Origin of the sequence: Vibrio chagasii (assembly GCA_041879415.1) — a bacterium.
Classification (GTDB): domain Bacteria; phylum Pseudomonadota; class Gammaproteobacteria; order Enterobacterales; family Vibrionaceae; genus Vibrio.
Genome location: CP090852.1, coordinates 1,035,373 through 1,050,274, shown reverse-complemented (window position 1 = coordinate 1,050,274; position 14,902 = coordinate 1,035,373). Strand labels below are relative to the sequence as shown.

The window sequence follows — 14,902 nt, the reverse complement described above, 5'->3', positions numbered from 1 at the left end:
GTATTTCTTAATTAGAGGTAAAAAGAGTATCTGTGATGGTTTTGGGAATGATGGCGCCATGATGCTGAATGACCAGTCTCGCCAGTGCATTACCTTGGCGACAGGCTTGCTCAACAGAGCCACCCGATAGATAACAAGATAAGAAACCACCATTGAATGAGTCACCGGCCGAAGTGCTATCGATGACGGTTTCGACTGGCGTGGTCTCAATGAGACTTGGCGCTTTCTCTGGTGTTTCACTGACCAAACAGCCTTCAGCACCGAGTTTTACAATGATGGTCTTCACACCAAGCCTGTGCAGTCGGTCGATGGTGTCTTGAGGTGTTTGGTCGCCCCATAGTTGCTGTTCATCATCAAAGGTAACCAAGGCGATATCAGTGACTTGATAACCCAGTTGATAGCACTCTTTGGTCGCGTTTTCTGATTCCCATAACTTTGGTCGGTAGTTACTGTCACAAGCGATAGTGACGCCTCTTGAACGCAGTTTCTGGATTACTGCTAGTAACTTGATTTGATCGCTTTGTGGCAATATCGCGAGCGAAATACCGCTGAAAAAGATCATATCCACATCGTTTAGTGATTGGCAGATTGCATCGAAATTAGGGTGTTGAACTAGATAGCGAGCAGCGGAGTTGTTGCGCCAGTATAAGAAGGTTCTTTCCCCTTCGTCATCCAGCTGAATCAAGTACAAGCCTGGAGAACGCTTCTCGTCGATAGCGACAAGATCTGTCGATATCCCCTCACTTTGCCAGCGTTCTAGCATCTGTTGGCTAATGGCATCAGATCCCAGCGCAGTCACGTAGCTGGTACGTATTGAAGGATTACCTGCCTGTTGAACATTGCTGGTGGCACTTCGGTTCAAGTAAATAGCGGCGTTGAGCGTGTCTCCGCCATAGCTTTGTTGCATGGTGCCAAATGGCGCGCCATTCAATTCAATCATGCATTCGCCGATAATCGCAATATGGCTCATAGTGTGCCTTTTCGAAAAGTTGGATTCTGGGTATCAAATGATGGAACGTGGCTACAGAGTAGGTAGCCACGTGGAGCTTTTGAGCAAGTCAAAAGGAGCTTATTTGTTGTCTAGTTTTACAAACAACATGGTTAGAATGAAAGACAGTGTGAATACACCTACCACGCCCATGATTGCTTGAAGGAAGTTTTGTGTACCGCTTGCAAGGTAAGCTGGCAGGCTGAATACAGAAGAAAGAATGTAGCTCGTTAAGTGAGTATCAATCGTTACTGAGATAGCACCGAACACACCTGCTGCTAAACTCGCGGTCATCATCGCTTTGGTGTATTTAGTTAGGACACCAAACAGAGCTGGCTCCGTAATACCTAGAATCGCCGTTACACTTGAACCCATCGTAATCGAAGATTGCTCTTTAGAAACTGTCTTACGCTGTTTGTGCCAGATAGCCATGGTTGCGCCCGCAATCGCCATGTTACCCAAACACATGATAGGCATCAGTAGATCCTTGCCATACAGTGCGAAGTTGTTCAGGCTGATTGGCGTCATGCTGTGGTGAATACCAAATACAATAGTAATCGGGCGAGTTAGACCAAATACAAAGCCCGTTAACGTCGGAGAGATCTCCAGTAATGAACTCATTACCCAACCGGCTCCGTTACTTAGCCAAATACCCGCAGGGCCAACAAAAGAGAGTGTAATGGTCGAGGTTACTGTAAACGCCAGTAGCGGTGTGAACACTGGCTTAGCTGAAGCAGGGACCATTCGATCAACCAGAGGTGTCACTTTAGACAGCAACCAGATTGCGAGAATTGCAGGAACAATTGCACCGCCGTAGTTGAGCAGTTCAATCGGAACTACGCCAAGAACCGTTAGCTCCGGAGCTGCACCTGCGTCTTTTAGCATCGCCGCTTTATCTACTAGCTTGGGTGCTAGCATTGCTGAGGAAACAGCAAGTGCGATGTACTCATTTACTTTAAAGACCTTGGCTGCAGAGAAAGAAACCAGCATAGGTAAGAAGAAGAACACCGCAATAGAAATTGAACGGAAGAAGTAAACCGTGTCTGAGGTTTCAGAGATAACATTGGTAGCAATAAGGCCCGATAGCAGACCCATTAGCATACCGGCACCCGCAATAGCTGGTACTACAGGGCCAAAGATGCCAGCAACAATGCGCATCACGCCTTGGAATAGCTTGCCTTTCTCTAGCTCATCAGCAGGACTTGAATCAGCTTTTTGCGTATTTGATAGGGCGTTGAACCACTTCTCGACCTCAACCCCGATGATCACTTGGGTTTGACCTTGTTGAAGAACGACACCTTTCACACCTGCGATTTGCTTGATGTCATCTTCGTTAGCCAATGACTCGTCGGCTAATTTGAATCTCAGTCTTGTCATACAGTGCGTGATACTCACGATATTCTCTTCACCGCCAAGAGCAGTGACTAATAACTGTATATTTTCTTTGAAGTTTTTCTTTTTCGATGATGACTTAGAGCTATTCACAACGGCATCACTCTTTTCTACCATTTGCATACTACACCTGTTATTGGAATATATTTAACTCGAGAAATCATAACGACAACCAATTTAAATCCAACGGAATAAAAAGAGATCTCAATCACATTTAAAATCCCAAAAATTATTTTTTCACCGTTTTTTGCCAATTGGTATGTTTTGTTTATCAAAAAAAAACACTTAACGTACCAATTATTTTTAGGCAAAAATTAGCCCTTGAAATGTGATTTTTAAAGCGGTTAGATAATAGGAGTTGACTTAAGTTTAGGTTATTTAATTGTGAAAGAAACTATTATATCCGATATCCATTGTATTATTACTAAGCCAGACAGACACAACCTAATTACCGTTGTCGTTGAAACGAGTGAAGGTGTGACTGGCTTTGGCTGTGCGACATTCCAGCAGCGACCACTTGCTGTAAAAACAATGGTCGATGAATATTTAAAACCGATTCTTATTGGAAAAAACGCTAATAATATTGAAGACTTATGGCAAATGATGATGGTTAACGCTTACTGGCGAAATGGACCTGTCATCAATAATGCTATTTCTGGTGTTGATATGGCACTATGGGATATTAAAGCTAAGTTAGCAGGTATGCCTCTGCATCAATTGTTTGGTGGTAAGTCTCGTGATGCAATCCCTGTGTATACGCATGCGACAAGCGACACCATGGAAGGCATTTATGATTTGGTTGAAGGTTTCTTAGAGAAAGGCTACAAGCATATACGTTGTCAGCTTGGTTTCTATGGCGGTGTTCCAACCGATTTACATACCACTCAAAACCCGACTGAAGGTTCCTACTACGACCAAGATCAGTACATGGACAACACGCTAACCATGTTTAAGTCGCTGAGAGAGAAATATGGTAACCAATTCCATATCCTCCACGATGTGCATGAGCGTCTTTTTCCAAATCAGGCAATACAATTTGCGAAGGAAGTCGAGCAATATAAGCCGTACTTCATCGAGGATATTCTTCCGCCAAACCAAACGGAATGGCTAGACAATATTCGTAGTCAAAGCTCGGTATCATTGGGTTTAGGAGAGTTATTTAATAACCCTGAAGAGTGGAAGTCTCTGATCGTGAATCGTCGAATCGACTTCATCCGTTGCCATGTTTCACAAATCGGTGGTATTACGCCAGCTCTTAAACTTGGACACTTATGCCAGAACTTCGGTGTACGTATTGCATGGCACTGTCCGCCAGATATGACGCCAATTGGCGCAGCGGTGAACACGCATTTGAACGTGCATTTACATAATGCGGCGATTCAAGAGCATGTCGAATACAACGAGAATACGCACAAGGTATTCCCGAATGCAGCAGAGCCGATCAATGGTTACTTATACGCATCTGAAATTGCCGGAATTGGTGTTGAGATCGACCGAGAGGCTGCTGCGGAATTTCCAGTGATGTATCGCCCCCACGAGTGGACACAAAGCCGCCTTCCTGATGGCGCTATCCATACCCCTTAACTCGTACCTTTAAAATAAAATGGCCGCTATTAGCGGCCATTTTTTTGAGTTGATTGTCTAATTAAAAATAGGTACTAACAAGATTATATTATTGGTGAATTAAATAAATATTTTTAATAGTCAGTCACCCTTTCCCACTAAATATAATCAATCATTTTCTGGCTAGTATTATTACTTCTTGTCTCGGTAGCTCATACTCTCACTGTTAAAAGGGGTGTGATACGTGCATTGGTAATTAATATCAATAATATCGCTGACTATAAATAACTCACCAGACGCTAAGAAACCTCGGTTAGTAATATTCATTGCAGCGACATTTTTTTTACAACCAAGCAGTTCAGCATCTTCTTTAGATACGTTAACAGCCTGATAAGTCGTCAAATAACTATCGATCTGCAGCCCTTTTGACAAAGCGTGTTTTTGAATCGAGCTTTCTATGATCTCCGCATTCATTTCAGGAAATACGCTAACCGGGATTTTTGCCTCTTCAATTTGAACCACTTTATTGTTGATCAATCGAAGGCGTCTAATTTTCCAAATATATTCGTTGTCGCTTAATGAAAAAATTTGCTGCTCGTGATTGTCGGGTAGTGCTTTGTTCAACTGGATTTTTTTGTAAGAGATCTCTTCAAAGCTGTTCTCTGTGATCGAGTTGTAGACTAAAGGTGTACCAATCAGAGCGGTGTTGACGAAGTAGCCTGAACCCACCTTAGATGTGACCATGCCAATCGCTTCTAGTTTTGCTAGTGCTTTTCGAATAGTAAATCGAGATAGCCCATATATTTCAGAGAGTTCTCTTTCTGCTGGAAGCTTATGGCTGATACTGTTTTGACAGATCTTACTCACAATATCTTGGACAACTAATTCGTATTTTTTCATAGTTCGATAACGTTAAAGTGGATTCACTGTGGTTAAAGAATAGTGAACTAAATCAGGGATTCAGCACGCTTTGAGAGACTAAGAATTATAACACATAAGGGCATTTGGAGGATGAGAAATGAGTATTATTAAACGGCTTAAGTCGGTGTATTTTGAGGCTTAATCGTAAATGTGTATCTTGTTAATTCAAGAGAAGAGGGGCTAAACTAGAAAGCCAAAATGTGCACTCTACGTCATAAAAATAGGGGAAGGGTATAGAATGGGACTTAATATACCGCTGATAGATAAGCGTATAGCAATCCATTTTCAACAGGCTTTGCAAGAGGATAACTCGTTTGGTTTCAAACAAGGAGTTCTTGATGAGCTAGCTGCAAAAGCGAACCTACCTTTTAGTATGAGCACCTCGTCTGCTACGTATATTCCATTTAACCTATTTGCTCTTTTCTTACACGAACTGCGACTGAATTTAAGCGCTGATTCATTTACCTCACTGTTGTTAAAAAGTGCTCAGCAAATAGGTCAAGAGGTATGGTTTGGTGAGCTTTCGATGGATAGCTTTCTGCGCTGCTTGTCTATTGATGAGCTGACGATAAACGAGGATAAGCTCGGATTTTCGGTATCACTAAAAACGACCAAGCTAGCCTTGAAGCATGTAGAGTCAGAGTTGCTTCTGATTGTTTATGTACATGCTTATTTGAAAACAAGATATCCGGAATTATCTGACCCTATTCGATATGATTTAGTCGCAAACAGCGCTGAAGATTTACGCGAGCTACAGGTTCAATCCGATACGCCCCAATACCTTGGGCAAGAGCACACACGTATTCATTATTCCTCCCTAGGCTCTATCTCACTAAGCCCAGCTAAGCCTGAACCGATGGCAGACTCCGATAGAGTCTCACATGCCTTGTCGTCATATATAGGAAGAATGGATATCGACTTAGATAAGTTTTGTGACCTCAATGGAATAGGAAAGCGAACAGTACAGAGAGCACTGAAGGATGAACAGACCACTTTCAAAGCAATTAAGGAGTCACTATCGTTCGAGTTTGCAAAGCGAGTCCTTTCACAGCAAGGCTATGCAATTTCTGATGTAGCTCTTCACTTAGGTTATGCCGATTCCTCGCAATTCATTCGATCTTTTAAACGAGCCAATGGCATAACACCATACCAATGGAAGAAGTTAAACTAATAAGTACGATCAACGGTATTAATCAATACCCCTAAAGTATATACTGGTACCTGTTCCATATATTGAGAGGCTTTGGGAATGAATAAGGTAAGGGGTTTTACCTTGATTGAGCTTGTTGTCACCGTTGTGTTGCTTGGCATTCTTTCTGTGATTGCTGCCCCTAAGTTTCTGGGGCTTCAGTCAGACGCAAGAGCGGCGGCATTAAAAGGACTCAAAGGCTCGATGGAAGGGGCGGTATCAATTGTTTATGGGAAAGCTGCTATTGCAGGTGTTGAGAACCTCCCTGCTTCCGGTGGATTGAACACTGTCGTAGAAGGTATTGAAACAGATTATGGTTACCCAACCGCTTCTGAAGGTGGGATTGGAACTGCTGTTCAAGGGTTGCGTGGTGAAAATAGCGATTGGAAACAATTGGGCGCTCACATTGAAGCTGTGACCAATGAAGTTATCGTTTATTCATTTGCTAATGCCGAAGAAAGCGAAACTTGTGTTGTTATTTATCGCTCGAATGCTTCAGCTGGCGCGCCAACGATCGTCTCATCCGAAGCCGATTTGTGTTGATAATTAGCTCACTTGCAAATAATGAGAAGGCCATCGTAATGATGGCCTTTTTTATGTTCAATTGATTGTATATTCTACATGAAGCTTTAATTTATAAACGTTCGTCATGATTCTTAATGTGCGGCACTTTGTGTTTGCCTAGATTGAATTACATGACGCTCTCTGGAGAGTGTATGAGTGCAAATGAAATCAAAAATGTAGTGTTCGACGTAGGGAATGTGATTGTGCGTTGGGCACCACTGGAAATAGCACGTCTTACATTCGGTGATATTGACGATTTGGAACCACGTGCACGTTCTATTTTCCAAAGTGCAATTTGGTTGGATTTAAACAAAGGTTTCTTGAGTGAGAGCGAGGCCAAGCTCCGTTATCAACGCGAACTCAACTTATCTCCATTAGAGTGTGATCGCCTGTTCTATTACGTCAAACAAACGCAGATCTTACTGCATGGTTCTGTAGAACTCATTGAGCGTGTAAAGCGCTCTGGCTATGGCGTGTATGCGCTGACCGATAATGTGGTCGAGATTGTCGAGTATTTGAAAAAGACCTACGAATTTTGGCCATTATTTGATGGTGCGGCGGTATCTGCAGAGCTTGGCATGCTCAAACCGCAGCCCGAAATTTACCAAGCGCTGCTATCTAAAAACAATCTCAAAGCGTCAGAAACAGTCTTCATCGATGACATGCCCTATAACGTCAAAGGGGCGGAAGCCGTCGGCATATCAGGTATCCAATTTGTCGATGCTGAACAGTGCCAAAATGCGTTACACAGGCTAGGTGTTGATCTAAAAGAGTGACGTGCAGAGAGATACCTTCACTGAGGATGTAGAAAATGAAAAGATACCCATCTAAATCGATCGTTACATTCTTGATTCTGACATTGTCAGTGTTGGTATTGTTTGTCGCTGTTGTGCTTCAAATTCGTGGTGATAAGGCATGTGACGATTGTTACGAGTCAGACAAAGGGCTGTTTAAATATGTCCTCTACAATGGAACATCCCCCTCTGTCATTCCCAGTATTCATAACACCTTGTTGCTCAACCGAGTTCCGTTGATGCAAGCGTTCGAACTTGAATCTATGCCGACGGTGACCGTTAGAGTATGGCAGGACCAAAAGGATTATTTAGATGAACAAGAGCGAAGCATTGGCTATAGATACGCTTTCTCTACGGGATACATAGAGCCTAAGAGTCATGAAATTAGGTTGCTTCACTTTGGTGGTGAAATTCAAAAGACTGCGCTGCATGAATTTGTGCATCTCCTGACGCTGCAAGTGAATCCCAACTTTCTGAATAACCCGCGTTGGTTATGGGAAGCTATCGCTATCTATAAATCTGAAGATTATTGGTTTCATCTGAGCAATAGAAATGCGATTAATCGTCGTTTCGACGGGTTGGTTCAAGAGCTATACATCCAGCCTAACAGTAGCCCTGCGATTTATGAGGTTGGTTATACGATAGGGGAGTTTATCGAGCTATCTTGGGGGAAGAAGGCATTTGTGGACCTTATTAAGAGCAATGGTGATGTCTCGCAGTTTTCGGATAAGCCACTAGAGAGCCTGTTTTCTGATTGGGAAAAGTTCGTCAAAACTACCTATTTGGGCTCTCCTCAAAGCGATTATGAAAAAGCGATGGAACAGAGCTTGTTGGATAAAACAGATAAGCTCAACTAGCTAAAAGGGGATGTTTAATATTAAACATCCCCTTTTGCATTTTAGATTGGCTTACTGTTTATTTACCGTCGTTGTCTGTTCGCTCGGTGTTTAAGTAACGAATCAACTTAGCCGGTGTACCACCGTAGAGGCAATCTGGTGGTACATCACTGTTGACGACAGAGTTGGCAGCGATAACAGAGCGAGCGCCAATCGTCACATCTTGATTAATGACCGAGTTCCCACCAATCCATACATCATCTTCAACGATAATAGGGAAACAGAAGGTTTCCCACTGACGACGACTGCGGTGATCCAGAGAGTGAGAAGCGGTATAAAATTGAACGCTTGGTCCCACTAAAACATTGTTGCCAATTTTGATGTTAGCACCGTCCAGCATGACCACATTCATGTTGATGAAGGTATCGTCACCTATCTCAATGGTTTTACCAAACTCACAATGAAAAGGGGGACGCACTATGCTGCTACCAATCTTGCCAAACAGGTTTGTTTGCAAACTTGGCTGTTGAGTCTCGTCTGTACATTGATTGAAGTCTGACAGGGCTTTACTGGCATGAGAACGCATTTGGCTAATCTCATGGTCGGCGCCGTCAAAAACCTCGCCAGTGAGCATTTTTTCGAGTTCTGTTTTTGTGTTCATGGTTTATATCTTGCGAATCAATATTGGTATCAGAATACTGATAAATGGACATAAAAAAAGAGAAAAGCGTCAGCCTTTCTCTTCCTATTTTGTGCTTTTAAGCACTAGCTTTAAGTGAGCCTAGCTCTTCAGCAAAAGGCGCTTTTAACCGTTAGATTTGCTCAACAAAACCCATTAGATGCTGCTTTACTTCGTCTGAAGCAAATGCGCTTTCTACAGAGTACTTGTAGATTTCTGCGTAATCTTCTTTCGTTAGGTCGAAAGTTTCACATACGCGTTTCACTTCGTTAGTCATTGTTGTGTTCGACACAGTGCGGTTATCTGTGTTGATTGTTACAACGATGCCATCTTTCTTGAATTCAGAAATTGGGTGGTCGCTGAATTTATGAATACATTTAGTTTGAACGTTACTCGTTGGGCAAGTTTCAAGCGCAACCTGCTTCTCTTTCACAATGTTGTACGCATCTTCGTTCCCTTGGATGTGAACACCGTGGCCGATACGCTCAGCGTCCAGCATAGTCACTGCGTCGTAAACGTTTTGACCGTGCCATTGCTCACCTGCGTGAACCGTCACTCGGTAGCCTTGTTCGATCGCGTATTGCGTGTATTCAGGGAACTCAGCACAGAAACCTGGCTTTTCACCGCCAGCAATATCAAATGCTACAACGCCTTTACCAAGGTATGGCTTACCTGCATCGATCACGTCTTTGATTGAATCTTTAGGGAACATACGCAGTACAGACATAATGTAGTTGCCCTTGATGTCGTATTTCTCTTCAGCACGCTTCATGCCTTTCACTGCACTTGCAATGATCGCGTCAAGAGACAGGCCTTTATTCACGTGCAGGATTGGTGCGAAACGAACTTCTAGGTACTTAACGTTTTCTAGTGCTGCGTCTTCGTAAAGCTCAAAAGAGATACGCTCAATTGCTTCTTCAGTTTGCATCACTTTTAGTGGCAGGCTGAAACAAGCTAGGTACTCATCTAGGTTTTTGCAATCTTCTGGCACAGTTAGAGATTGAACAACCGCATCACGGTCTTCAGGTAGTTCGATATTGTACTGTTTTGCTAGATCAATAATCGTATCTGGGCGAACACTTCCGTCTAGGTGGCAGTGTAAGTCAATCTTTGGTAGTGCTAGAAAATCCATGAGTATTCCTTAATTCTATTATTCTTTGAGTGTGTTAACTCACATGCGCTCAATTTACCAAGAGCATGATATGATTTAAAGTGACAAATAATCATCATTAACCTGAATTTGGGGAATATCATGGTCGATGTTAAAAGCTTACTTAAATGCGATATGAATTTGCTGTTGTGCTTACATGTTCTGATTGAAGAACGTAGTGTGAGCAAAACGGCAGAGCGGCTGTTTTTGAGCCAATCTGCGGTAAGTAAACAACTCACCAAGCTTCGAGCTTTGTTTGACGACCCGCTATTTGAGCGTGAGTCTAAAGGGTTATTCCCAACTCCAAAAGCACTCGTCTTAGCGCCCAAGATCCACCAAATTTTGCTGCAAATCGAAAAGCTAACTGTCCCTGAGGTGTTTGATCCTAAGGAGAGCGAGCGTACTTTCACTATAGACCTTGTTGAGACCGCCTACACAGCGGTTTATCCGCAATTTATGCCGACAGCGCTTGCTGATGCACCCCATATCACCATCAATAGCTCAACGTGGAGTAGTGATAGTTTCAAACGTTTACTTAAGCGCGAAGTCGATTTTGGTATCGGTATTTTTGAATTAGATGAACGCGCTTCAACCCATGTGCAATGTATTCCGGATGAACTGGATTATGTTGAGCTGTGTTTGGATTATTCCGTTTGTTTGATGCGTAACGATCACCCTGCTTTGCAAGAAGAGTGGAACCTCGACACCTTTCTTAAGTATCGGCATATACAATTGGTGACGGGCGGAGCGGGCGACTGGTTATTGATGGAAGTGCTTAACGCTAAGCAGTTAGAGATCAACAAGGCCGCTAACGTGTCGGATATCACTAGTGCTATCAAACTCTGTAAACAGAGCGATTTGTTGATGTGTTATCCATACAACTCGGTACGTGATTATATCGATAGCGGTGAATTAGTGATGAAGCCCGTTCCCATCGATTTGGTACCAGGCGGGTTATTCTTGTTGTGGCACCGTTATTTTGATTCTGAGCCTAGCCATCGCTGGCTACGAGAGCTGATTGTTAACAAGACGCAAGACACTCAAGAGTAGACGGTCTTTGAACGCATTGTAATTCGTAAAATATTTTTCGCTTTTCGTTCGTCTTTTCAGACTGAGTGTCGTCTTAATTGGGGGCGTAATTCCCGATAATAGTGAGAGAGCAAAATGAATCCAATGTCAGCGTCATTGATTCCACAACAAATAATTGAAGATGCCTGTGAGTGGGCGATCATGCACGGTGTCGCTTTTCGGCAAGCTGATAATACCGCAAGGCACTGCCCATTCAGCCTTGCGCCAATGACAATGGAGCGTGAGGTTTATGAACATTTGCGTCGCGTGACTCCGCTTATTACTAAGCTGATCAGCAACGTATCGGAAGATCATGATTTTCTGCAGTCTTCATTGAGCGATATGGCGCAAGCTGATCCATTCTTTGGACGCTTAATGGCACTTCATCAACAAGCTCATGGTAGTGCTGATGAACGCTTGAGTCCTGACCGCCAACCTTTGCTATTGATGCGAACCGATTTTATGGATGACCGTCAGCATGGAGCAAAAGTGATTGAGTTCAATGGCATCGCAGCAGGTATGGCACCCTTTGGTCAGCGCGCGACTGAATTTCACGCGTTCATGAATAATCAGTGGCCAGATACTTATAAAAATTGGTTGGAAGATTCATCAGCAATCCCGGCAGAAAACCGAGGGCTTGAACAATTGGCTTTCGGTATTGCTAACTCGGCAAGAAAGGTAAGAGAGCACTTTGATGATTCAGCTAAACCTACATTTTTAATGGTGGTGCAGAAGAACGAAGATAACGTATATGACCAGCACTTGCTTGAAATTGAACTGCAAAAGCAAGGTGTTCGTACGGTGCGTCGTACCTTTGAGCAGCTGAGTTGCCAGCTTTCAACGGGGGATAACCAACGCTTGTTACTGCAAGATGTTGGCGCAGTCGATGTGGTGTATCTACGTGCTGGCTATCAGTACTCAGATTATTGGGCGCCTGAGTTGAATGAGCCCGTTTGTTGCCACACATTGAGTCAAACTCGCTTGTTCATCGAACAACACTATGTCGCTATGAATGCCACCATCAGTCAACAGCTAGCAACCAGTAAAACCATGCAAATGTTGCTCACTATGATGCCAGCGTCAGAATATGCGCGCTGGGGTTTAACGTTTGAAGAGGCTCAGCTTGTGAAGAGCGTTCTAGCCGATATGAAGCCTATCACCAGCGAGTCGATTGAATGGTTTAACACGCAAGCCAACAAGAAAGAGTGGGTGCTAAAAAATCAAGGTGAGGGCGGCGGTCACTGTGTATTCGGTAATGATATCAGCCAGCAACTGATTCGACTTAAGCCTGAAGAGTACGATGCATGGGCTCTAATGCAGCGTTTGTATCCACATGAACGTGATGTTCCAACTATTGCGGTGCGTGGTACTCAACAAACCTTGGTCGATGATCTTGTGAGTGAGGTTGGGCTGTTCACCGCCTATTATCAAGGTAAGCCGGTCACTCAGCTTGATGGTTATGCGGGTTACTTGATTCGCAGCAAACCGGCCAGTGAAAATGAAGGCGGGATCCACAGCGGCAAAGGGATTCTCGATTCATTGGTGTTGATTGATTAGTTTATTAGCTCTCAATAAAAACCAGAACTCATGTTCTGGTTTTTTTGTATGCGAGAAACGCCGAACTGAAGTAAAGGGAACAAACTCGTTACGCTCTCAACTTGGTGAAGGCGAGGGGTGTTTGTCCAGTTTGTTGCTTGAAAAAGGTAATAAACGCACTATTGGATGAGAACTCCAATAGCTCTGCGACATCGCCGACCTGTCGATTTTCTGAGAGCAGTTCGATGGCTTTAAATAAGCGCCATTGTTGCCGCCAATCTTGATAAGTCATGCCGGTTTCTGCCTTGAACAGTCGAGTGATGGTTTTGGTGCTTGCCCCAACTGAATCCGCTAATGTCGATAAACCAGGAGCTAAGAATGAATCGCTTCTCACTTGTTCACAAAAGCGTTTGAATCTGCGATCTGTAGGGAGTGGCAAGATAAATGAATGCTTATTCGCACAGTAGAATTCCTCCCAAAATAGGTTGGCAGTATTGGTGGTTTGCTCCGATGCAATGTCCCATTCCCAAAACGACATTTTGTTGATTAGCGCCTTTAGTAGTTCATTTACTTCGATGATTTCTATGTCTTCAGGGCATGTGTAAATATGACTGTCGAAGTAGAGCGAACGATAGGCTACTACGTTAGTCATCTGCGCTCTATGTTTGGTATAAGGCGGGATCCATACCGCTTTGGTCGGCGGTAAAATGCAAAGAGCGTCTTCTAAGGTCAAGGTGATACAGCCTTGTGGAGCATACAGCAGCTGTCCTTTCTTGTGGTAGTGGATACCTGAATCGTGCTGGCCTATATCTGCAGCAACACCGATTACGGGGGCGGGTAATCCGTCTGCATCAAAGTTACTCGTTTCGCTAATTAATGCCATTTGTCCCAATCTTGTTGTTTTTGGTTTTAATGTTGTTAACGAGTCAAGGTTAGTTTTCTATAAACTTCTCGTCAAGTTCACCGATTTGGAAAAATGATGAAAACGAAACCTTCTTTGTGGCAAATGGTATTGCTGTTGATGTTCCCGCAAATAGCAGAAACCATTTATAGCCCAACTCTGGATTCAATATCGAAATCCTTTGATGTTAGTTACACACAAGCGGCACAAACTCTCTCGATCTACTTCTCTGCATTTGCATTAGGCGTGGTGGTATGGGGTGTACTCGCTGATAAATGGGGACGCCGACCAACCATGTTATTGGGGCTGGGGTTATTTGCTTGCTCTGCACTTATCGCACTGCAAACCAATAGTTTCACTTGGTTAATGGTCGCTCGAGCGATGGGCGCTTTTGGACTTGCGGTTGGCTCCGTTGTGACCCAAACCATGTTGCGAGATGCCTTTAGCGGACCTGAATTGGCAAAAGTGTTTGGTTACATGGGCATGGGGCTATCAATTAGCCCAATTATTGGACTGTTGCTTGGTGGTCAATTGAGCGAAGCTGGCGGACACCAATATGTGTTTATGGCTCTATTTATCATGGTGTTAGCGCTATTAGTTCATAGCTTATGGTCTCTGCCAGAAACGCAACAATCTAAACAGCCGCTGCAATTAAAATCGCTTGGAATGCGTATGGTAAAAGATAGCGATATATGGATGTCTGCGTTGCTCGTTGCCTCGTTTAATATTGCGCTATTTTCGTATTACCAACTGGGGTCATTTACGTTCTTACAACTTGGCTTCAGTGTAGAGCAGTTTGGTTATAGTGGTGTCGTACTTGGCTTCGGAACTTTATTCGGCAGCTTAGTGAACAAGGCACTATTGAAGAGACAATTTTCTTCTCCATCTTTGATCGGTATAGCGGCTGCTCTTCAAACGCTAGGTGCGGTTGGTGTGTATTTTTCACAAGGGACGATCTGGTTCTTACTACCAATGATGCTGGTGGTGATGGCGTTTGGAATCGCGATTCCTAATGTACTGAGCCGAGCTTTGGTACGTTACCAATCTCAAGCAGGAAGTGCAGGTGCATTGTTTGGTTTGATGTATTACACCCTGATTGGTTCTGGCCTTGGTTTAGCAGGAATGATTCAAGATTTAGGTGTGGTACTGGTACTTTGTGGCGCGCTGTCTGTATTAGTGACGATTCGCAGCCGACTCTAGCCGAAGAAATAAACCCCTGATCTATATTGATAAACTCCGCACCTTATTTAGGTGCGGAATTTGTCATTTTTCTTGCTCGTAAAGTTGTCAGTTGACATGGGTAGAGTGATCGTTCTACCCT

14 protein-coding genes are annotated in these 14,902 nt (G+C 43.6%); 8 read left to right on the top strand and 6 right to left on the bottom strand.

Going from position 1 to position 14,902, the window contains the following annotated elements; translation table 11 throughout:
* Positions 1–7 precede the first annotated feature (7 nt).
* Together L0991_18555 and L0991_18550 are read right to left on the bottom strand one after the other, a co-directional pair.
* Positions 8–970 carry a sugar kinase gene (locus tag L0991_18555; protein XGB64033.1) on the bottom strand — a complete coding sequence of 321 codons (963 nt, stop codon included), beginning with the start codon at positions 968–970 and terminating at the stop codon, positions 8–10.
* Positions 971–1,069: 99 nt separating this feature from the next.
* On the bottom strand, positions 1,070–2,503 hold the full coding sequence (locus L0991_18550; GenBank protein XGB64032.1) for a PTS transporter subunit EIIC: 1,434 nt from the start codon (positions 2,501–2,503) through the stop codon (positions 1,070–1,072).
* 261 nt (positions 2,504–2,764) lie between these two features.
* On the opposite strand from L0991_18550, the gene L0991_18545 reads away from it, so the two are divergent.
* Positions 2,765–3,964 carry a starvation-sensing protein RspA gene (locus L0991_18545; protein XGB64031.1) on the top strand — a complete coding sequence of 400 codons (1,200 nt, stop codon included), beginning with the start codon at positions 2,765–2,767 and terminating at the stop codon, positions 3,962–3,964.
* A 171-nt stretch (positions 3,965–4,135) separates the two neighbouring features.
* Here the strand turns inward: L0991_18545 and L0991_18540 are convergent, their stop codons facing one another.
* Complete coding sequence (locus tag L0991_18540) at positions 4,136–4,843, bottom strand: GntR family transcriptional regulator (protein ID XGB64030.1); 708 nt, start codon at positions 4,841–4,843, stop codon at positions 4,136–4,138.
* Between the two features lie 259 nt (positions 4,844–5,102).
* On the opposite strand from L0991_18540, the gene L0991_18535 reads away from it, so the two are divergent.
* From L0991_18535 to L0991_18520, 4 genes are all read left to right on the top strand, one after another.
* Entirely contained in the window at positions 5,103–6,035 is a 933-nt protein-coding gene (locus L0991_18535; GenBank protein ID XGB64029.1) for an AraC family transcriptional regulator, read from the top strand.
* A gap of 78 nt (positions 6,036–6,113) precedes the next feature.
* Complete coding sequence (locus L0991_18530; GenBank protein ID XGB64028.1) at positions 6,114–6,596, top strand: type II secretion system protein; 483 nt, start codon at positions 6,114–6,116, stop codon at positions 6,594–6,596.
* Positions 6,597–6,769: 173 nt separating this feature from the next.
* Positions 6,770–7,393 carry an HAD family phosphatase gene (locus L0991_18525; protein XGB64027.1) on the top strand — a complete coding sequence of 208 codons (624 nt, stop codon included), beginning with the start codon at positions 6,770–6,772 and terminating at the stop codon, positions 7,391–7,393.
* 35 nt (positions 7,394–7,428) lie between these two features.
* The gene (locus L0991_18520; GenBank protein ID XGB64026.1) at positions 7,429–8,268 is read left to right on the top strand and encodes a hypothetical protein; all 840 of its coding nucleotides are present in this window, start codon (positions 7,429–7,431) and stop codon (positions 8,266–8,268) included.
* Between the two features lie 58 nt (positions 8,269–8,326).
* Here the strand turns inward: L0991_18520 and L0991_18515 are convergent, their stop codons facing one another.
* Positions 8,327–8,908 carry a sugar O-acetyltransferase gene (locus L0991_18515; protein ID XGB64025.1) on the bottom strand — a complete coding sequence of 194 codons (582 nt, stop codon included), beginning with the start codon at positions 8,906–8,908 and terminating at the stop codon, positions 8,327–8,329.
* A gap of 151 nt (positions 8,909–9,059) precedes the next feature.
* Positions 9,060–10,058 (bottom strand): adenosine deaminase, encoded by a 999-nt coding sequence (locus tag L0991_18510; protein ID XGB64024.1) that lies wholly within the window; start codon positions 10,056–10,058, stop codon positions 9,060–9,062.
* Positions 10,059–10,178: 120 nt separating this feature from the next.
* Here L0991_18510 and L0991_18505 point away from each other — a divergent pair, with 120 nt between their 5' ends.
* Positions 10,179–11,126 (top strand): LysR substrate-binding domain-containing protein, encoded by a 948-nt coding sequence (locus L0991_18505; protein ID XGB64023.1) that lies wholly within the window; start codon positions 10,179–10,181, stop codon positions 11,124–11,126.
* Positions 11,127–11,249: 123 nt separating this feature from the next.
* Complete coding sequence (locus L0991_18500) at positions 11,250–12,701, top strand: glutathione synthetase (GenBank protein XGB65412.1); 1,452 nt, start codon at positions 11,250–11,252, stop codon at positions 12,699–12,701.
* Between the two features lie 88 nt (positions 12,702–12,789).
* Here L0991_18500 and L0991_18495 read toward each other — a convergent pair whose 3' ends face one another.
* Positions 12,790–13,563 (bottom strand): helix-turn-helix transcriptional regulator, encoded by a 774-nt coding sequence (locus tag L0991_18495; GenBank protein ID XGB64022.1) that lies wholly within the window; start codon positions 13,561–13,563, stop codon positions 12,790–12,792.
* A 96-nt stretch (positions 13,564–13,659) separates the two neighbouring features.
* On the opposite strand from L0991_18495, the gene L0991_18490 reads away from it, so the two are divergent.
* The gene (locus L0991_18490) at positions 13,660–14,781 is read left to right on the top strand and encodes a multidrug effflux MFS transporter (GenBank protein XGB65411.1); all 1,122 of its coding nucleotides are present in this window, start codon (positions 13,660–13,662) and stop codon (positions 14,779–14,781) included.
* Positions 14,782–14,902 lie beyond the last annotated feature (121 nt).

What these genes read in the sequence shown, in the direction of transcription:
- L0991_18555 (XGB64033.1), bottom strand. Translation starts at nt 970, where the DNA reads ATGAGCCATATTGCGATTATCGGCGAATGCATGATTGAATTGAATGGC.
- L0991_18550 (XGB64032.1), bottom strand. Translation starts at nt 2,503, where the DNA reads ATGCAAATGGTAGAAAAGAGTGATGCCGTTGTGAATAGCTCTAAGTCA.
- L0991_18540 (XGB64030.1), bottom strand. Translation starts at nt 4,843, where the DNA reads ATGAAAAAATACGAATTAGTTGTCCAAGATATTGTGAGTAAGATCTGT.
- L0991_18535 (XGB64029.1), top strand. Translation starts at nt 5,103, where the DNA reads ATGGGACTTAATATACCGCTGATAGATAAGCGTATAGCAATCCATTTT.
- L0991_18530 (XGB64028.1), top strand. Translation starts at nt 6,114, where the DNA reads ATGAATAAGGTAAGGGGTTTTACCTTGATTGAGCTTGTTGTCACCGTT.
- L0991_18525 (XGB64027.1), top strand. Translation starts at nt 6,770, where the DNA reads ATGAGTGCAAATGAAATCAAAAATGTAGTGTTCGACGTAGGGAATGTG.
- L0991_18520 (XGB64026.1), top strand. Translation starts at nt 7,429, where the DNA reads ATGAAAAGATACCCATCTAAATCGATCGTTACATTCTTGATTCTGACA.
- L0991_18515 (XGB64025.1), bottom strand. Translation starts at nt 8,908, where the DNA reads ATGAACACAAAAACAGAACTCGAAAAAATGCTCACTGGCGAGGTTTTT.
- L0991_18510 (XGB64024.1), bottom strand. Translation starts at nt 10,058, where the DNA reads ATGGATTTTCTAGCACTACCAAAGATTGACTTACACTGCCACCTAGAC.
- L0991_18505 (XGB64023.1), top strand. Translation starts at nt 10,179, where the DNA reads ATGGTCGATGTTAAAAGCTTACTTAAATGCGATATGAATTTGCTGTTG.
- L0991_18500 (XGB65412.1), top strand. Translation starts at nt 11,250, where the DNA reads ATGTCAGCGTCATTGATTCCACAACAAATAATTGAAGATGCCTGTGAG.
- L0991_18495 (XGB64022.1), bottom strand. Translation starts at nt 13,563, where the DNA reads ATGGCATTAATTAGCGAAACGAGTAACTTTGATGCAGACGGATTACCC.
- L0991_18490 (XGB65411.1), top strand. Translation starts at nt 13,660, where the DNA reads ATGAAAACGAAACCTTCTTTGTGGCAAATGGTATTGCTGTTGATGTTC.